This is a genomic window from Vibrio comitans (genome assembly GCA_024346835.1).
Classification (GTDB): domain Bacteria; phylum Pseudomonadota; class Gammaproteobacteria; order Enterobacterales; family Vibrionaceae; genus Vibrio; species Vibrio comitans.
The window spans coordinates 2,191,805-2,211,406 of record AP024866.1 but is presented as its reverse complement, the minus strand read 5'-3'; the positions used below and the strand labels follow the sequence as shown (position 1 = coordinate 2,211,406).

14 protein-coding genes are annotated in these 19,602 nt (G+C 43.1%); 6 read left to right on the top strand and 8 right to left on the bottom strand.

Features of this window, described 5'->3' with window-relative positions:
* Positions 1–92: 92 nt before the first annotated feature.
* On the bottom strand, positions 93–1,682 hold the full coding sequence (gene nhaB / locus OCU46_RS10115; protein ID WP_141272550.1) for a Na(+)/H(+) antiporter NhaB: 1,590 nt from the start codon (positions 1,680–1,682) through the stop codon (positions 93–95).
* Positions 1,683–2,314: 632 nt separating this feature from the next.
* Between nhaB and fadR the strand changes: the two genes are divergently transcribed.
* From fadR to OCU46_RS10100, 3 genes are all read left to right on the top strand, one after another.
* A complete protein-coding gene (fadR, locus tag OCU46_RS10110) occupies positions 2,315–3,154 on the top strand; it encodes a fatty acid metabolism transcriptional regulator FadR (RefSeq protein WP_141272650.1) in 840 nt (279 codons plus the stop codon).
* 362 nt (positions 3,155–3,516) lie between these two features.
* Complete coding sequence (locus OCU46_RS10105; protein WP_141272552.1) at positions 3,517–3,810, top strand: hypothetical protein; 294 nt, start codon at positions 3,517–3,519, stop codon at positions 3,808–3,810.
* 493 nt (positions 3,811–4,303) lie between these two features.
* Entirely contained in the window at positions 4,304–4,594 is a 291-nt protein-coding gene (locus OCU46_RS10100) for a hypothetical protein (RefSeq protein WP_141272554.1), read from the top strand.
* Positions 4,595–4,663: 69 nt separating this feature from the next.
* Here OCU46_RS10100 and OCU46_RS10095 read toward each other — a convergent pair whose 3' ends face one another.
* The 3 genes from OCU46_RS10095 to imuA are packed head-to-tail and all read right to left on the bottom strand — an operon-like array spanning position 4,664 to position 9,887.
* Positions 4,664–7,753 carry an error-prone DNA polymerase gene (locus OCU46_RS10095; protein ID WP_141272556.1) on the bottom strand — a complete coding sequence of 1,030 codons (3,090 nt, stop codon included), beginning with the start codon at positions 7,751–7,753 and terminating at the stop codon, positions 4,664–4,666.
* Positions 7,754–7,785: 32 nt separating this feature from the next.
* Complete coding sequence (locus OCU46_RS10090; protein WP_141272558.1) at positions 7,786–9,216, bottom strand: Y-family DNA polymerase; 1,431 nt, start codon at positions 9,214–9,216, stop codon at positions 7,786–7,788.
* Positions 9,213–9,887 (bottom strand): translesion DNA synthesis-associated protein ImuA, encoded by a 675-nt coding sequence (gene imuA / locus OCU46_RS10085; RefSeq protein WP_141272560.1) that lies wholly within the window; start codon positions 9,885–9,887, stop codon positions 9,213–9,215. Before imuA ends, OCU46_RS10090 begins: the two co-directional genes overlap by 4 nt.
* 249 nt (positions 9,888–10,136) lie before the next feature.
* On the opposite strand from imuA, the gene OCU46_RS10080 reads away from it, so the two are divergent.
* Both OCU46_RS10080 and OCU46_RS10075 read left to right on the top strand, forming a co-directional pair.
* A complete protein-coding gene (locus OCU46_RS10080) occupies positions 10,137–11,477 on the top strand; it encodes a DUF1800 domain-containing protein (protein ID WP_141272562.1) in 1,341 nt (446 codons plus the stop codon).
* A gap of 13 nt (positions 11,478–11,490) precedes the next feature.
* Positions 11,491–12,600 (top strand): DUF1501 domain-containing protein, encoded by a 1,110-nt coding sequence (locus OCU46_RS10075; RefSeq protein ID WP_141272564.1) that lies wholly within the window; start codon positions 11,491–11,493, stop codon positions 12,598–12,600.
* Here OCU46_RS10075 and OCU46_RS10070 read toward each other — a convergent pair.
* From OCU46_RS10070 to OCU46_RS10060, 3 genes are all read right to left on the bottom strand, one after another.
* Positions 12,597–14,864, bottom strand: coding sequence for a putative bifunctional diguanylate cyclase/phosphodiesterase (locus OCU46_RS10070; protein WP_167495425.1), 2,268 nt, complete (start codon positions 14,862–14,864; stop codon positions 12,597–12,599). The genes OCU46_RS10075 and OCU46_RS10070 overlap by 4 nt on opposite strands.
* Before the next feature lie 38 nt (positions 14,865–14,902).
* Positions 14,903–15,835 carry a transporter substrate-binding domain-containing protein gene (locus tag OCU46_RS10065; protein ID WP_141272568.1) on the bottom strand — a complete coding sequence of 311 codons (933 nt, stop codon included), beginning with the start codon at positions 15,833–15,835 and terminating at the stop codon, positions 14,903–14,905.
* Between the two features lie 61 nt (positions 15,836–15,896).
* The gene (locus OCU46_RS10060) at positions 15,897–17,306 is read right to left on the bottom strand and encodes an aminotransferase class V-fold PLP-dependent enzyme (protein ID WP_141272570.1); all 1,410 of its coding nucleotides are present in this window, start codon (positions 17,304–17,306) and stop codon (positions 15,897–15,899) included.
* A 598-nt stretch (positions 17,307–17,904) separates the two neighbouring features.
* On the opposite strand from OCU46_RS10060, the gene OCU46_RS10055 reads away from it, so the two are divergent.
* The gene (locus OCU46_RS10055) at positions 17,905–18,342 is read left to right on the top strand and encodes a DUF3859 domain-containing protein (RefSeq protein WP_141272572.1); all 438 of its coding nucleotides are present in this window, start codon (positions 17,905–17,907) and stop codon (positions 18,340–18,342) included.
* Between the two features lie 204 nt (positions 18,343–18,546).
* Here the strand turns inward: OCU46_RS10055 and OCU46_RS10050 are convergent, their stop codons facing one another.
* On the bottom strand, positions 18,547–19,428 hold the full coding sequence (locus OCU46_RS10050; RefSeq protein ID WP_141272574.1) for an NAD(P)-dependent oxidoreductase: 882 nt from the start codon (positions 19,426–19,428) through the stop codon (positions 18,547–18,549).
* Between the last annotated feature and the right edge of the window lie 174 nt (positions 19,429–19,602).

The following is a 19,602-nucleotide window of genomic DNA, read 5'->3' as shown; positions in this document are numbered from 1 at the left end:
TAACTGTCGATCACGCCGGCTGATAACAGTCTGTTAGTTTTACCCCTTTAAAGCAGGCAAATCAATAGACTACAAGTAATGATATAAGTTTCCTAGTGATGCCCAATAGTGCTAGCAGCTTCGACAGCACTTGATGGCGATATCCAGCCAAAATCATAGAACATTGCTGTCATAGGCTCTAACAAGAACATAATGCCAAACATCCCTACAAGTGCCAGTACAATGGTGTAAGGGAATGCCATGATGACCATACGACCATAAGAAAGACGAATCAGTGGAGCAAGCGTCGATGTTAGTAAGAATAAGAACGCTGCTTGGCCATTTGGTGTCGCTACAGAAGGTAAGTTAGTACCTGTGTTTATCGCTACAGCCAGAAGGTCAAACTGGTCTCGGCTAATCACACCTTGCAGTAGCGCTTCTTTTACTTCGTTGATGTAAACCGTACCTACGAATACATTATCTGAAATCATAGAGAGTAGGCCGTTTGCGATATAGAACAACACAAGCTGCGTACCTTGATCTTCAACAGCGAGAACACCATCAATGATTGGAGCAAATAGGTCTTGCTCGATGATGACAGCAACAATGGCAAAGAAAACAGCAAGTAGTGCGGTGAAAGGCAGTGCTTCCTCAAACGCTTTACCTAATGAGTGCTCCTCGATAATGCCAGTGAATGCGGTCGCTAGGATGATGACCGATAATCCAACTAAGCCTACTGCAGCTACGTGAAACGCTAGACCAAATATTAACCAAACTGCAATAGCACCTTGAACCCATAGCTTAGCTACATCTTGTTTTGTACGACGTTTCTTCTCTTCTGCGTTGTAGTCTTCCAAAATTTGACGCACGTGCGCTGGTAGTTCAGAACCGTAGCCAAAGACTTTAAATTTTTCGACCAAAACGGTAGTGATAAGACCCATCACAAGCACGGGCAAGGTAACCGGTAACATGCGCATGATGAACTCACCAAATAACCAACCTGCTTGATCGGCAATAATAAGGTTTTGAGGTTCACCTACCATGGTCATCACACCACCAAGCGCAGTACCAACACCAGCATGCATTAGTAATGAGCGCAAAAATGCACGGTATTCATCAAGATCGTCGCGGGTGAGTTCTGTTAAATGTCCATCCTGAGTATGGTCATGATTACTTGCATGTCCTTGGCCAGAAACCACTTTGTGGTAAATGGAGTAGAAACCTACAGCAACACTGATAACAACAGCGATAACCGTTAGAGCATCGAGAAATGCAGACAAAAACGCAGATGCAGCACAAAAGGCGAGGGACAGCATCGCTTTGGAGCGAATGCCTAGCAGTATCTTAGTGAAAATATAAAGTAGAAGCTGCTTCATGAAGTAGATACCAGCGACCATAAAGATCAGTAGTAATAATACTTCTATGTTGGCTACCAGCTCATGCTTAACCATTTCGGGGCTAGTCATGCCAATAGCGATAGCTTCAATAGCTAATAGACCGCCAGGTTGTAATGGGTAGCACTTTAGTGCCATAGCTAGAGTAAATATGAACTCAATGACCAGTAACCAACCCGCAGTGAAGGGGTTTATGAAGAAAAATACAAATGGGTTAATGATTAAAAAGGCAACGATAGCCAGCTTGTACCAGTCTGGGGCCTTGCCAAGAAAATTCTTGATGAAGGCGTTTCCTAGGCTTAAAGGCATAACACTTCTCTCTATAGTATTTAAATCTGGTTGAGTCGGTTTTATACGACCTATCCATGCAACAACCTGATTTAGCGATTGGATAAGCTTAGGATATAAGATATTGCGGTGAGATATAGTTCGTATATTTGCTAGTCGAGAGCGCCATTTTTACTGGTAACATCTCGTAACACTCATTTATCGGCGCATCTTTACTCGTATCAGGATATTAGTCAAATTTATAGTGTGATTTAGATCTTGTTTGCAATAAATACAACTCAAAATCTCTGTTTATATAATCTTATTATGCTTTTGGTGAGTACTTGGTTATATAAGGAGGGTCTATTTGTATGAGAAATAGTTTCTGTAATTAAGTGTCTGTTTTATAATAAATATTTTTTTTAATTAGGATAGAAAATTATATTTAAACTTTGCAATATTCTAATTTTCATTTTATCTGGTGTGATTTTCTGGGAGCATTTAACTGAAGATTGATTTTTAGTGTTTTTTTGCTTTTTATGGGATGGCATTTAGTTAAACTTAATGGTGTAAGGTCAAAGTTCACAACTTATTTCCTGCTGATTTTTGTAATTCAGGTTTAGGTGGTATGATGAGTAATATTTGAATGAATTTTGAGTTGGAATTTCCAATCTATGGTTATTAAGGCAAAAAGCCCGGCAGGCTTTGCAGAAAAGTACATTATTGAAAGCATTTGGAACGGGCGTTTTGCACCAGGTTCCATCCTACCCGCTGAGCGTGAGCTATCTGAACTCATTGGTGTAACAAGAACAACACTCAGAGAAGTGTTGCAACGACTTGCTCGTGATGGTTGGTTGACCATTCAGCATGGTAAACCGACTAAGGTGAATCAATTTATGGAAACCTCAGGTTTGCATATTCTTGATACGCTGATGACTCTAGATGCTGATAATGCAACCAGCATCGTTGAAGATTTATTGGCAGCTCGAACCAATATCAGCCCTATCTTTATGCGCTACGCATTTAAGGTAAACAAAGAGCAATCTGAAGAAACCATTAAGCGCGTTATTGAGTCTTGTGAGGCTTTGATGAAGGCAGACTCGTTTGCTAGCTTTATGGAAACCTTTCCTTATGCAGACAAGATTGCGCAGAACGTAAAAGAAGATAACGAGAAAGATGAGCAGAAACGCGACGAGATTTTGATTGCGAAGACGTTCAACTACTACGACTACATGTTGTTCCAGCATTTGGCGTTTCATTCAGGAAACCAGATCTACGGTTTAATTTTCAATGGTCTGAAGAAGCTTTATGATCGTGTTGGCGCTTTCTATTTCTCAAACTCAGTTTCGCGTGAGTTAGCATTGAATTTCTACAAAGACTTGCTATCAATATGCGAAGAGGGAAGACGAGATCGTTTACCAGGCGTTGTCCGTCAATACGGTATCGAAAGTGGTTTGCACTGGAATGAAATGAAGGTGAGTTTGCCGACTAACTTTACTGAAGATGATAGCTAATCTTTAGACTTCAATACTTTCTTTAGCCTCGCAGTTGCGGGGCTTTTTATTGCGTGTCTGTTAGGGCTCTAGTGTGAGCATGATGAAATTGCTGATGCTTTGTGCAGTGGTTCGAAAGGTTTTTTGATAACAAAGTGTCAGTCCGATCTTCTTAACTACATTGACTTTACGGCCTGTGAGTGAGGGTGCAGGAAGCGGCAGTAGTGTTAGTTGTATTCAGATGTTTCTGTCTTGCTTTATCCCGTAATCCATCTCTTTATTATGATTACTAATGATTATTATTATCAGTGTATTTATCACTAAAGTAGTACTAGAATTAAGGGGCGCTCACAGCTTTAACTGAGTTTAAGGAGGGCGTTCAAATGAACCTAAAAACTGGCTTTATTGCAACATGTATATTGGCGTTTTCACCCGCAGTACTTGCACAGCAAGAGGTGTTCAACGGTTTTATTGATGACAGCAACGCAGTTTTGATTGCAGAGAATCGAGGCGGTACCAGTAACGAAATGAGAGGTCCAAAATTTCAGTCTACTACGCTCGAAGATAAAGGCATGATCGATGCCTACGAGAATAAGGAAATGGAGCAAGACATGAAGGAAATGGTGGATGACAGCAATAATTACGACCGTGAGAGAGTTCATCACAAGCGTGCCTAAGTACGTGTAATGAAATTGCTACTACTTGAACCGCTTCGCTAACGAGGCGGTTTTTTTGTTTCTGGATGCCTTTAATTGCACTCTAGTGTTGGCTGAAGATCTTTGAAATACCTACCAGTGTCTTGTATCAAATACTATCTTTCCTACCGTTTTATCGAGTCTTATCTGATGGTGTTTGTGTGATTGCACATCGGCCTTAGATGAGTGCTTAACAGAACTACGTGTTAAATCTTTATTGGGGAATTGAAAGATTTTTCGAAAAGGTAAGGTCTATTGGATTAGCTTCACTTAATGATTTTGTTGTTTGGAGGTGGAGCACTCAGTAAACGTTACTGATCCTTTTTGAGATAGTCACGTAATTACTGTCAGTCCCTGTTGAGTAAATGAAGATAAAAGAGAGAATGATAATCATTAGTCTTTTATTTATCGTTAAGTGGTATCAAGACTAGGGGGCGCTCACTAATTTAACTATGTGTAATCGAGGGCGTTCAACATGAATATTAAAACCAGTTTAATCACAACTTGTATTATTGCGTTTTCACCAGCTGTTTTTGCTCAACAAGATTTTTCATTCGGCTTTGTTGATGAGACTAACTCAATTTTAATTACAGAGAATCGAGGCGGGACAAGTAACGAGATGAGAGGACCTCAATTCCGCTCTCACTCTATGGATGATAAGGGAATGATCGAGGCTTATGAAGACAGCAAGATGGACGAAGAAATGATGAATTCAGTGGATAGCGAAGGTTATGATCGTGACACAATACATAACAAACGCGCTTAGTCTAACTTCAATTAGTATGCTTCTGTAAACCGCTTCATATTTGAAGCGGTTTTTTATTGTTAATTGCAATTAATGAAAATCTCGAGAGTGACTAGATAAGCCAGACAACTCATCGCTAATATCGATTAATTGGCCTGCAATTATGTGAATGACATTCCCTTCTTTTTCTATTATCCCTTTAACTTTTAATATCTTAGCGGTCAGGTAGCTTTGTTTTTGTGCTCTGGCGGTTGCTTGCCACACCACAACATTAATATTGCCAGTGTCGTCTTCTAGGGTAAAAAAAGTCACTCCTCCTGCTGTGCCTGGAGATTGACGACCAGTGACCACTCCTACTACGGTGACCATAGATTGGTGAGGTTGATATGCCAGTTGGTTTTGTCGAGTAAACCGACCTAACTTGTTGGCTTTTTCTAATAAGGTAATAGGGTGCTGAGTGAGGGACACCCCTGTTGCTGAGTAGTCTTCAATTAAGGCCTCATACTCACTGGTATGAAAAGCATAATCTGCAGAGTTGCTCTCTTCAATTTGGCTAAATAAAGGAAGATCGTCGGCTGAGTCCATTAATTGCCAACGCGTCGAGTAGCGATCCCCAGCAAGGCTATATAGCGCATTGGCGGAGGTGATAGCGTGAAGTTGCTGTCGATTCATGCCTATATTTTTTATTTGTTGCAGGTGAGTAAAACCATCAGTTGGTCGTGCTGCCAATAGTTGTTGTCTGCTCGTCTCTGACAATCCTTTTATTAGTTTTAGCCCTAACTGCATCTCATTTTGATTATAGTTTTTCACTATTGTGTGTTCGTCGTTTGAGCGGTTAACGCACACTGGGCGAATGACAACGCCATGTCGCTTAGCATCTTGTAATAGTTGAGATGCGGAGTAGAAACCCATTGGTAAACTATTAAGTAGAGCGGTATAGAACTCGGCAGGATAATAGAATTTAAGCCATGCCGAGCAGTAAGCAAGAACAGCAAAGGAGGCGGAATGACTTTCAGGAAATCCGTACTCGCCAAAGCCACAAATTTGTTCGAATATTTTTTCTGCAAAACTGACTTCGTAACCACGCTGTCGCATGCCGGATATTAATTTGTCTCTAAATTTAAACAGGTCGCCATTTTTCTTCCAAGCAGCCATAGCTCGGCGTAACTTATCGGCTTCACCACCGCTAAATCCAGCCGCGACCATAGCCAGTTTAATTACCTGTTCTTGGAAGATAGGTACACCTAGTGTTCTTGAAAGTACCCCTTCGACCTCTTTAGAAGGGTAGGAGACTGCTTCCTCTCCGTTTCTTCGTTTCAAGTAAGGGTGAACCATGTCTCCTTGTATTGGACCAGGTCTTACAATCGCGATTTGGATAACCAGGTCGTAATAACAAGCGGGTTTCAGTCTAGGCAACATGCTCATTTGAGCTCGAGACTCAATTTGAAATACCCCAACGGTATCGGCTTTTTGTAGCATGCCATAGACATTCGGATCGTCTTGCAATCGAGTAATATCAGCGATGCTAAGGCGTCGATGGTGATGTTTTTCAATCAACTGAAAACAGCGCCGAATAGCACTTAGCATACCCAAGGCGAGGACGTCGACCTTGAGTAGCCCAAGGCTTTCTAAGTCATCTTTATCCCACTGTATAATGGTTCGTTCCGGCATTGCCGCATTTTCAACGGGAACCAATTCATATAAAGGGCCAGAAGAGATAACAAAGCCACCCACATGCTGGGATAAATGACGTGGAAATCCGATGATTTCATCGACCAGTTGTATAAACTGTTTACCTTTTAGGGATTCAGGTTTCAATCCCAACTCAAAGACCTGCGCCTGCCAATTGAGCCCACGATCGCGACGATTAATGTTTTTAATAAAGAAATCGAGCTGAGTTTCATCGATACCAAGGGCTTTACCCACTTCACGGATAGCGCTTTTTAGGCGATAGCTGATGACTGTAGCGGCTAGTGCGGCACGCTCTCGGCCGTATTTTTGATAGATATACTGAATGACCTCTTCACGGCGTTGATGCTCAAAATCAACGTCAATATCAGGCGGCTCATTACGCTCTTTACTAATAAAGCGCTCAAACAGTACTGATATTTGTCTTGGGTCTACCGATGTAATTTCTAAGCAATAACAGACGACAGAGTTAGCGGCAGAGCCTCGTCCTTGATAGAGGATTCCTTTTTGTTTGGCAAACATCACCACATCATGAATGGTTAAGAAAAAGTGCGCGTAATTGAGTTCATCAATTAGGGTTAGCTCTTTATCTATGAGTTGCTCAACGTCCTTAGAAAGTCCATTAGGGAATCGCAGACGCTTTCCTATATTCACCAATTGGCGAAGATATTGAATTGGAGTGAGGGAAGCAGGGACAATCTCTGCAGGGTATTGATACCCAAGGCTTCCTAGATCAAACTCACACAGATTTGCTATCGAGTACGCCTCATGTAGCCAGTCATTCTTGAATAATTTGTGTAGTTTCGCTTTATTGCGTAAAGCGCGCTCTGCATTAGTAAGTAGGTGCTCACTAATATTGTCGATAGTCGAGCCTAGCTTAATGGCGGTCAGTGTGTGCTGCAGGGAAAGGCGAGTAGCATTGTGCATCAATACACCGCCACAAGCCGTAATAGGCAGAGAATAACGGTGTGCTAATTGCTGGCAATGTTTTAGGTACTGTTGGTCATGGTTACTCAGATGCCTTTGAATGCCCAACCACAGTCGCGCACTATGGTGTTTGCTCAACCACTGCGCCCATTCATCGTCGTATTCCCTCATTTGAGGAATCCAAATGATCAAACAGTGCTTGATGGAAAGTAGATCCCACTCTGATAGTGAGTACTGACCTTTTTCACTGCGCCTGCGTGCATTGGTGATGATGCGAGCGAGTTCTGAGTAAGCCTTGTGATTTGGGCATAATAATACGATTTGGCATTCTTGGTTAAACCAGAACATGCTGCCAACGATGAGCTTAATGGTTAGCTTATTCTGTTTGATCGCCGTATGAGCGCGGACAACCCCCGCTAAGGAGCATTCGTCTGTGATGGCGAGTGCAGAATAACCAAGGAAATCCGCCTGCATGATCAATTCTTCAGGATGCGAAGCCCCCGTCAAAAAGGAGAAATTGCTCTGACAAAAGAGCTCTGCATATTTGAGTGTATTAATGTTCATCTTGATAGGAGCTACAGTAGAAGGCTATTCAGTTAACTGAATAAGCCTTGTATGAACCATTCCTTGGTTGGAGTCCGGTATATCCATAACCAGCGCCCGCCTTGCTCGCGTGCGACAAAATAGTCTCGATTGACTGAGTTTCCATCCCACCATCCGCTATGGATACGCTCTGGGCCTTGCACGATTTCCACCTTGCTCTCTAAAGGGCGAGGTGGAGAGTAAATAAAACTAGGGCGTGACAACGCAGTGGGAGTTTGTGTGCTTGCAGGTTTAGAGAATGGCTCGATGCAGCGGGTGCTAAGCTCAGGCCTTGGATCGGGGCTGACTTCAATCCCTTGAATCGCGTCTTTACCTAGCTTAGCTTGCAGTAGAGAGAGAAGCTCTAGTGGCGATATCTCACCGCTATGTTGGTCAAAAAGGTCACTCCTGTTGGCAGGTGTTTCCGCCATTCTTACTACCTGTAAACCAATGGAAATTACGGGGGCATTCAGCCGAATAGATTCCAAGGTGAGCTTGGAGAGTTGCAGCCATGTCTTCACGCTATAGTCACCAATAGCAGAATAAAAGCTAATTTGTTGCTGGGAATTATCTCTTTGATAGAGGGTTAGTTGCACTTCATAAGCGACCTTATCTCTGAGCTTAAGAAAACACTCCATTTGTTCAAGTAAGCGGGTTAAAGGCTTCTGTAACCAGTCGGTATTCTCAATCTCGTACAATAGATTCAGGTGCTGATTGAAATGAGTTGGTGGGTGATAGAAAGCAACGGGATGCTTAAACTGCCCTAATAGGCGACCCACATAATTGACCACTTGGATGTCGAAGCGACGGGCTATCTCCGTCATATTTAGGTCAGTAAGTTGCGTTAGGTTATTGACCCCAATACGAGCTAATTTCTCAATATTGGGCGAGCTGAGCTCAGTGGCAATCAAAGGGCGTGAAAAAATGGCGCTCTCAATCTTTGTAGTGTTATCAGAGACAATATTGTGCTGTGTTTCTGCTAGCAGCTTTGCACCGAGAGGTGAGTAGGCTGTGGCATAGTTATAGTGAAGATTTAACTGATCTAGATGCTGAGAGATCACTCTCCAATAACTGTCTAGGTCGCGATATAGAGTCAGCATATTTGAGACCTTAAGAAGCAGGCCTTGATGGGTGTACAGGGTGATATCTGAGGTATAGACATACAGCCACTGCGCAATTTGCTGAAGTTTATCTTCTTCTATTTTTTGTTGGTATGGGAATACCTGTAAATCTGCACACAGAGATGCCGCACTCCCTAAGCCCATGCCTAAGGCGATACCTTTCTCTAGAGCCGCTTGATTAGCTTGCGTGATTTTATGCTTTTCAACAATACAAATAGCAGGGGTTTCATTGCTCTCTGCGTGACACTTGGTAGGTGTCACCGCCTCTGAAAACAAGGTATCTAATTGTAGTCTTGGAAAGTGAATATACAGCCATAGATTCATGCTTGCTGTCTCTTGCGCGCAGGAAAAGGAATCACTTGATGCTGAGGCTTTTCAGTACAAAGTTGTGGCCAGCGCTGGCTGAGATCGACAGTAAAGGTTTGCTGATGCCAACCACCACGTCGCTTATTCACACTGACCTCAACACCATTCTCAGTAGCATGTAGATTGACACTAAGAGGAATAGGCAGTGAGCACCCATTATGTTGGTCGAGATTGAAATGAATATTGAGTGCTCGGCCTTTCTCTGCGGCTACTTGTAACCGGCGCGCTTGGTGCATTTCAAGTTGTGGATGCCATAAGCAGACACATGCACAACTACCACTCTTTAAACACTGCTCTGCAGCCCAAAGGTTATGCTTGGTATCTTGGATCACCAAAATATTGCTGGTGGGTATCCCCTCTTTCTCAAAGTAATGAGCGCAAGGAGCAGCAGGAGGGTTGATCAGCACTACAGTTCGGTTTTGAGCAACGGTTTGTAGCATAGGTGTCATCAGGCGCAGTTCACCAATACCAGCCTCTGATTGGATCTCCATCAGGCCAGTTTTTGGGAAGCCCTCTAGATGCTGATCCCACTCGCTGAAACAAGAAGCTTGGACTGTTATCGAGCTTTTTTGCTCAGAACCTTGCCAAATCAACTGCTTACGTTGTAATAAATCAATGATGTTTTGCATAATTAATACCTGTATATACATACAGTATATTTAACTTTTCATTAGACGCAAGGGCTAGAGTTAAGGGTTCATAAAGATCGTTATGAAATGATCGTGAAAATTTCCCGTAGGGCTTATACCAATCACAGTTAGTGACCAGAAATAGCGCAGGAGAAACGCTGGATAACAAGGCAGAGCTTTTTGATAAGTAGTTATCTACTACGATTGGTATTAGCTAAACTAACTACAGATGTTGGTATGAGAGGCAATATGGATAGAGCAGTAGTTGCTTGTAATCGATTTGGATTAGGGGCAAAAGAGGGGGAACTAGAGCTAGCCCAAAAGGATCCTGTCAGATGGCTTAAGAGTCAATATCAAGCCGACATTAGCCAAGAGTTTTCGGTCCGTCAGCCAACCGCAAATAAGATTATGGAAAAAACGGCGAGCTATCGAGAGCAGACCCAACAAGCGAAGAAAAACCAGGCATCAGCAGAAGATCTTCAGAAAATCAAAAAGGAGGGCTCTCAGTTTGCCAGGCAAACGTATCGTGATTACAGCGGTGACTCTTTGATGACCTCAATTAACTCTAGCAATAGTGCTAAGCATCGATTGCTGGAATTCTTTTCTAATCATTTCAGTGTTTCAGTGACCAACCCCTTGATGCGTGCCTTAGCACCAACTTTAGAAAGAGAAGCCATACTTCCACATCTTGATGGTTCTTTTGAGCAGATGTTACTTGCGGTTGAGCAGCACCCAGCCATGCTTATTTACCTCAATAATGAACGCTCGTTTGGTCCTAATTCTCGCATTGGACTTAAACGTAAGAAGGGGTTAAATGAGAACCTCGCAAGGGAGATATTGGAGCTTCATACATTAGGTGTGGATGGAGGGTACTCTCAGACTGATGTTACCGAGTTGGCTAAAGGCATCAGTGGTTGGAGCGTATCTGCTAAGAGTGATAACGGTTTTTTGTTTCGTAAGTATGGTCATGAGCCCGGCAAGCGACAGTTACTAGGGAAAACTTATTCTCAGCAAGGTGAAGAGCAGGGAAGACAGATGCTACGATATCTGGCTCATCATCCAAATACCGCTAGGCATTTGAGCTACAAGCTTGCGCGCCATTACATTAAAGACATACCATCCCCAGAGTTAGTGAAGTCTCTTTCAGAGGCTTGGTTAACCAGCGATGGAGATATTCACAAGGTGATGCTTACTTTAGTTTCTCACCCTGAGGCGTGGCAAAGCGCGTCTAAATTTAAGACTCCTCGAGAGTATATTGTCTCTACAGCTCGAGCGGTACCCAATAGCAAATTAACCGAGCGCAGAGCATTAGCAAGCCTGAGTCAGTTAGGTCAGATGCCCTTTACATCAGGCAGCCCAAAGGGTTTTAGTGATCTAGAAATGAATTGGATGGGAGGAAGCAGCTTGCTAACACGAGCTGATTGGGCGAACACCTATGCGAAACAAAGCAAAGCGAATGTCGATCAGGTGATGGTGGTGGCGCTTAACCAACAGCTTACGCCGGATAATAAGCAGCGTATTTTGCGAGCAGAAAGTCGCCAGCAAGCGCTCACCTTGCTATTGATGAGCCCAGAGTTTCAAAGGCGATAAGGGAAATTACATTATGGAATCATCGTCAAGAAGAGCTTTTTTAAAGGGAACGGCAGCCAGTTTATTGCTGTTTCATTCACCTTGGGCTTTGGCAAAAAAATCAACGCACTCCCCTAAGGTTGTTTGGGTCGTGCTACGTGGTGCCTTAGATGGAATGCATACCGTGATTCCAAGCTTTGACCCCATGTTAGCGGCTCACAGACCAAGTCTTTCTAAGGCAGCTAAAAGCTCCACTCTTGAATTAGAACAGGGGTATTTTCTGCACTCTGCATTACCTAATCTGCATCAGTGGTATAAAGATAAACAGCTAACAACTGTGGTTGCTGTTGGTACAGGGTATGGCTCTCGCTCTCATTTCGATGGACAAGATTACCTAGAGTGGGGAGGAGAAAGTAAAGACACAGGCTGGCTTGCTAGGGCCCTTGAAATGCAACATCGTTCAGCTATTGCCGTTTCACAATCCACACCACTTAGCCTTCAAGGCACAGAAAAAGTGACCTCCTGGTATCCATCTCGTCTCAAAGACAGTAGTGAAGATACTTATCGTTCCATTCTTGCTCTATATGATACTGACCCTGCCTTGCAGACAGCATTTAAGCAGGGAGTTGAGTTGAAGATGACCGCTACAATGGAAGGGATGGGTAAGCAAAGTGGCCAGTTTGTCTCTCTTGCTCAAAGTTGTGGTCGTTTATTAAAAGGCAATGAAGGTGCAGATTGTGGAATGTTGGAGCTAGGAGGATGGGATACACACAATAATCAAGAGTCACGCTTGAAGCGGCAGTTTACTCAGTTGGATAAAGGACTTGTTGCATTGCGCAATGAACTGGGTGAGGAGTGGAATGATACGTTAGTGATTATCGCCACAGAGTTTGGCCGCACAGTTAAGCAAAATGGAACCCAAGGCACTGATCATGGCACCGGAAGTGTATTGCTATTTGCTGGAGGAAGACTGCCACAAGGAGGGCAAGTGTTGGGTGAGTGGCCAGGGCTGAAAGAGGACCAACTTTATCAGGGAAGAGACCTAAAGCCGACCTCTAATACCTTTGATTGGATTTCTCAGCACCTAGCCCATCATTGGGATACTAACGCTAGCACGCTCAATCGTGCGATTAGAGGTACTTAACTAGTACGGCTATTTTGCTCTAGCAATAAAGCTTCAAATGCTTCTTTGGTGAGAGGACGACTGTAGTAAAAGCCCTGTGCAAACTCACAAGAGTGTTTTTGCAGATAATCCTTGTCCCACTGGGTTTCAACGCCTTCGGCAACCACTTTAAGCCCAAGTGCTTTGGCCATCGCGATGATCGCATTGACCAGCTCTTGTGAAGAGGGAGTCGTTTCCATTTCTTGCAGGAATGAGCGATCTATCTTGAGCTTGCTGAATGGGAATTTCTGTAAATAACTGAGTGCAGAATAACCGGTACCAAAGTCATCAATGGAGAGTTGAGCACCAAGTTGTTTAATTTCTTCCAGTAAGTGTACGGTTTCATTATTGTGGTTGAATAGCAGGCTCTCAGTGATCTCAATATCCAGTAAGTTTGGTTCCAATCCTGAGTTGCTTAGCGCGGTTAGGATATTCTCCATCAAGGTGTCTCTTTGCCTAAACTGCGCCGCCGAAAAGTTGACGGCAATAGATAACGGCTGAATGCTTTGCCATTGCTGAGCCTGATGACACGCGGTGTGCAGAGCTATCTCGCCAAGCTTATGGATAAGGCCATTTTTCTCAGCGATAGGAATGAATTCATCGGGAGAGACAAACCCAAGCTTGTCATCATTCCAACGCATTAAGGCCTCCGCACCTATGATTTGCTCTGTGCTAAGGTCAATAATAGGTTGGTAGTACATCTTTAATTCATCTTGACTAATTGCTTGGCGCAACCTGGCATCGATATCAAGGTTCCTCTGGACATCGGTGTTCATACTTGAGTCATAGAAGCTGAAGCCATTTCGTCCGTCTTTTTTAACCCTGTACATTGCGGTATCTGCATGAGCCATTAGCTCTTCAGCATTCTCTCCATCTTGAGGGTAGATAGACATGCCTATGCTGGTGGAGACAAAAAATTCGCTTGCCTCTAATTGGAATGGGTCTTCAAAGGTAGCTAATAGTTTTGAGGCTAATAACTGAGCCTGTTTCTCGGAACTTAGGTTTGGAATAACCAGTAGAAATTCATCTCCACCGATACGGGCGACAACATCGGTCTTCCGTACAGATTCGGTTAAACGCTTGGCAGTTTGCATCAAGATCTGATCACCCGCTAGATGGCCTAAGGTGTCATTGATTTGCTTAAAGTTGTCTAGATCGATGAACATAACGAGCACATTCATCTCTTCACGCTTGGCTTGGAGCAGGGCATGCCTAAGCTTCTCATCGCCAGACTTACGATTAGAAAGGCGAGTGAGAGTGTCGTGACTGGCCTGATAAGCTAGCTCTTGCTCGTACATCTTGCGCCGGTCTATTTCTGTCTTTAGGCGCTCGTTTTGCCGAGTTAGAGCGGCTTGCTGATTGTGTGTTTCTTCGATCTTGGTGGTCAAAACTAGATTAGTGTTATTGATACGCAGTGAGTAATAAAGGCCGAGTATTACTGGAACCGCTAAAAAGGAGAGACCGATGGTAAACCAGGTAGAGGTGATGATTTGGCTTTCAGAAACGGGCTCGAACCAAGCATGCAGTCTGATTGGCGTTTGTTTTACCTCTTTATCAAAATAGAGGGTGCTACCTTGTTCTAAAGCAACAGCGTTTCCTTCTGCATTAAAAGTATTCCATATTGGCAACAAGCCTTGTTGTGTTGCGAGAACTAATTTACTGCTGCTATTTTCGTATTCTTGTGTGGTTAGAAGGTGAACAACCACATCTAAATTGACATCACCTACGATCACACCAACGAGCTCGCCATTGAAATAGACGTTCTGGAGCACTCGAATGATTATTTGGTCATTTTTAGCCAGCACATCTATCTTGTGGTCGGTGGTGCGCATTTCGTCAAAAGGGACGCGGCTGACATCAAAGGGGAGTCTGGGATGAGAGTCAGCAATGACATTAGATTTAAAACCCACCAGTAACATGCGTTCAAAGAGGGCGCTGGTGTTGAGTTGGGTGTCGGGTTTCGTGAGACGGACGAGGTTTCGACGTAGTTGCAGCAAGCTTGACCCTAGGCCGTACTCCATAGACATCCCTGAAGCAAGGTTGGCAAAGAAGGTATAGGTGGTTTTGTGCTTAGCTACGCCTTTAACATCTTCGATGGTAGCGTCAAAAAAGTATCCTAGCGATTCAGAATAGCTATTGACCTTGAGGCTTAACTCGTTAAGTTGCGACTCTTTAAGGCGATTCTGTCCTGCATTAGTCACGGTAATCATAAGTAATAAGTAGGCGCCTAAGAGGAACCCACCCATTAGAATTGCATTTCGGCTATTAATTCTAAGCCTCATTTTCATATATTGTTGTTCTCGTAAGACTCAAAGTAATCACTGTAAAAGTAAAATACTGATGGGTAGTACTTTTCGACCAGTTGATTATAAGTGCCATCTCGCCTGATTTTTCTCAAGTAATCATTAAATGCTTTACGTAGATTTGGCGATGTTTTACGAAAGCCCGCAGCCATGAACTGCTCTTCAGAGACTGGACCGATAACCTTAATTTCTCCAGGCCACTTCTCTAGTGCGATTAGTGTATCAGGAACGTCAAGTAAGGTATTCTCAGCATCTTCATTTAAGATAGCAGGTACCATCTCATTTAGCTTACGCGCTTTTTCCGGGAGAATAACATTAGCGCCGGTGTCATAAAGATCGTATAGATTCGGGTCTAGACAGGTTTGTTCCATAGCCAATACATCTTGCCCGCTAAGCAATTGTTTGACCTGAAGTATATCTTTATCGATGGAGCCACTTGGGGTGATAGGTTTTAGCTTTGAATCTGAGCGGGAGATTAGCCAAACCGCTGATGGGAAATAGTCATCGGAAAAGTCGACCAGTTCTTCTCTCCATGGAAGGATGGTCGCTCCATTTGAAATAACATCACCAGTAACGGGAACAGTGTCACCATATTGTATGGTGTTATCTTTAAAGACCGCTTCTCTACCACTGAGCTGACCAAATGCGGTGCTCCAAGTGCTAGGAACAAATTCGTACTCTACGCCAATGTATTCGGCGAAGCCTTGGATGAGTTCAATATCGAGTCCTCGAGCAGAATAAAGCCCATCTCTATTGATATAACTGACGAAGTTAGCGTAAGGGATACCTAAGTGTCTGATGACGCCCGCTTCTTGAACCTCTTTTAAATCATAGGCATGGCTAGATTTGATACTAAAAAGCATAGCCAAGCATAGGCCACTGACGATAGTTAAAAGCCGAGTCTTTCTTATCATTATAGTCATCCTTGGATTAATCATTTAAGGGCTCGCCTAAGCCAAGCGAGCCCTGTTTTCCTTAGGCCATGCGCTTATATAACTGCGCCATAGCTTTTACTAGTCCCTTCACATCTTCTTCATCGTGAAATAGGTGTGTAGAGATACGTAAAGCATAAGTATCAGTAGTATCGCCGAGGTGCAACGGGAAGTTAGTAGTACGAATGATGTACCCGTAGTCTTCGCGAAGGCGATCACGGAACTCTGTTAATCTCTCACCGTTATATAGGTCATCAGCAAATGGGTTGAAAGTAGTCAAGCCACTTGATAAATCGCGTCCAGGCGGGCAGAAGAAAATCCCGTCAGGTAGCTTATTCGCAAGCTTACGCTTACAAAGTTCACTTAAGTCTAGAACACGATCTTCGATACGTTGACGACCAATTCTATCCCAAAGTTTGCAAGAGTCTGTTAGTGCTTGCTTAGCAGGGTAATGGTCATTACCTACATATTGCATAGCCATACTTGATCCATAAAGATGAGCGGACTCAGCAAGAGATGAATTAATATACCATAGTGGTTCACGATGTTTAGGCCAGATTTGCTCTATGCGTGAAGCATTGTCACGAACGTATAAGATACCTGTCGCGCCTGGTCCACATTGCCATTTGTGGCCAGAACCCGCATAAAAATCACAATCTATATCATGGAAATCTAGGTTAAACATACCGACAGTATGAGCACCGTCTATTAGTGTCGCAATATCGTGCTCGATTGCTAGCTTACAGATATCTTTTGCAGGTAGTGTAGTACCCGTTTTATAAGTGATATGAGAGAAGCAAATTAGACGAATTTTATTGCGGTTGTTAGAGTAAATGGCGTCGCGGAACGCGTTCACATAGTCTTCAGGAGTAATCTCTGCTCCGTTTGTGTATACAGGGATATCAACTTCAACGACCTTAACACCGTAGCGCTCTTCTAGAGTATGAAAAGCAGAGGTAGCTGCAATGTGTTCATGGTGAGTAGTAAGGACAATATCGCCTTTTTCAAAGTCTAGGCCGTGTAAAATGGTCATCATACCATCAGTGGTATTTCTATTTAGGATAAGCTCGTTTTCCTCAGCTCCGAACCCTGGAGCAATATCGGCGATCATATCGCTGACATATGGCCAACTACCAAACTTGTTTTGCATGTCCCACGGGTATTTAGCAACAATTTCATTGTTTTCGGTAAAGGTTTCAAGCACGCTCTTTGGCATCGAACCTGTTGTACCGACATTCATGTAAACGCTGTCTTCTGCTAGGATAAATTGCTCTTTTACCGCTTCCCAAAATCTTGAATCAGAAGAGTAATTAGAAGGGTCTGGTGCTGGAATGCTTGAGCTAGATGCCGCCGCACGGGTAGAAAAAAGAGAAGAGCCTAATCCTGCAACTGCAACGCCAGCGCCGCCTTTTAGAAAGTCCCTGCGATTAAACTTCGACTTGGTTTCACTCATTATTTAATTCCTTTAGTAGAGTTAATGAAATATGTAACAAAAAATAAACATCATCTTCATTTAAATAACAGCGCTGGACTTTAATTTATTAATTAACAATAGAACATTAATTAAGCACACTAAAAGAAATTAATGGCAACGGTAACCACTGGGCGTCGCTATATGATTGATATTTAGTGTTTTTATCGTATCCCATGCACTTTAAATGAATTTTTTATAATAGTAAAAAGCAACGAATCATATTATTTGTGCGATTTTTATCCAACGCAGAATGATATTTTCGTTATGTTTGATTCATTCGTCGCAATTATATTTACAAAATGAAACAATTGATATGCCTGAGGTTGCAGCTATTTTGGAAGTGTGATCTGAATGGTATTTAATCTCCCTTAACAAATTGGAGATCAGGTATTACGAAGCAAGAGCCAACTTCACGTCCAACCGATGCTCATTTTAAACAGCTAGGTCACATAGGAGGGGCTTGTTGCAAGGTAAAGCAGAGTAGTTAGAGAGCTTGTAATTGGATTGGCTAGACCTTTTTGAAGATTGACTCGTGGCTAGTCGTGTATAATGGCGCTTTTACTTCGAGAGAAAAATCTTGGCAAAGCGTACTCCCATCATCGAAACGACTTCTTATGGCATCTACTCTCACTGGGATGCGGACTCCAAAGACCTTCCAAAGATCACTCAGTTTACTAATACAGTGACAGCTGAAGAGGGGGTTGAGTTTGGTTTTATCGTCAATATCAAAAAAGCAAAGGGAACTCTGCTCAACTACTGCATCTATCACCCTGGTATCATCAATAAGAAGGGAAAGGTATTAGCGCCTTTTGATGGCGAGATCTATGTGCGTAGTAATGATTGGAATTTTTACCTAGGAGATACAATCCAATTGTTGCACCCTGTTGATGGCCTAGAGAGCAATCTAGGTGAGTGGCGAATGGTGTTAGAGATGCAAGGCAAGGTTATTGCTGAAAAGACGTTTCGTGTAGTGGGACGTGATGAAGCACAGTTTTGGAAGCAGCGCGGTTTTTAATACCAGTCGAAGTAAATAACGGCTCATCCTAGCTTGTGAAACACTCGATAACGGCGTTATTCCTGCGCTATCTCTGATCAATCACTTACTGTAATTGGTATCAGTTTCTGCTTCTGCTTAATGTCTTTTCAGCAGATACAAAAAAGCCTTACTATCGCAAAGCAACAGTAAGGCTCAATTCAAACCGTTAGGTTTATCTTCTAATTACTTCTTTAGGTTAGTGAAGTAGTCGAAGATTACTGGTACGTCGTTGTTACCCATGCCTGCATCAACAGCAGCTTGTAGGCTAGTAGAAGTACCTTGAGCGATTAGAGACTCAGTACCTAGCTCTTCACATAGTGCAAGGAAGTAGCCAAGGTCTTTGTTTGCGTTAGCAACAGAGAAACCTAGTTTTTCTTCGCCGTCTACAGCGTAGAACTTACAGAACTGCATGAACGGAGAGTTAGATGGACCAGCTGACATGATGTCAAATAGTTGCTGACCGTCAACGCCTGCTAGTTTAGCAACTGCGAACGCTTGAGACATAGTAGCAACAGTAGTCATACCCATGAAGTTGTTAACTAGCTTAGTAACGTGACCTGAACCTAGAGCACCTAGGTGGAATACGTTTTCGCCTTGCTCGTCAAGAACTGGCTTAACTTTGTTGAAAGTATCGATGTCGCCAGCAGCCATGATGTTTAGAAGACCATCTTTAGCGTGAGCAGGAGTACGACCTAGAGGAGCGTCGATCATGCCAGCGCCTTTAGCAGCTAGGTCAGCACCAATCTTCTTAGTAGAAGCTGGGATAGAAGTACCGAAGTCGATTAGAGTTTTGCCTTCAGACATACCCGCTAGGATACCAGTTTCGCCGTAAACAACTTTCTCAACAACTTCAGAAGTTGTTAGGCAAAGCATTACGATGTCTGATTTTTCAGCAAGTTCTTTACCAGAAGTTGCTTCAGATGCGTTGCCACGAGCTAGAACAGCTGCAACTGCATCTTTGTTTAGGTCCATTACGTTTACTTCGTAACCGCGGGTTTGTAGGTTTTCAACCATGTTGCCGCCCATAAGGCCAAGGCCGATGAAACCAATTACAGGTTTAGTCATGTCTAACTCCGAAAATATACTATTGTATGATTTATTTGTTGAGGCAAAGGATATACGCCCGTTAAGATTTAATCAATCGTAGATTTAAAAGAAATGTAGACCAAACTCAAACTTTTTGAATGACGAACAAAAACAAGGTAACAAAGTGTGTCTGAGACGTCAGGTTTGCAACAG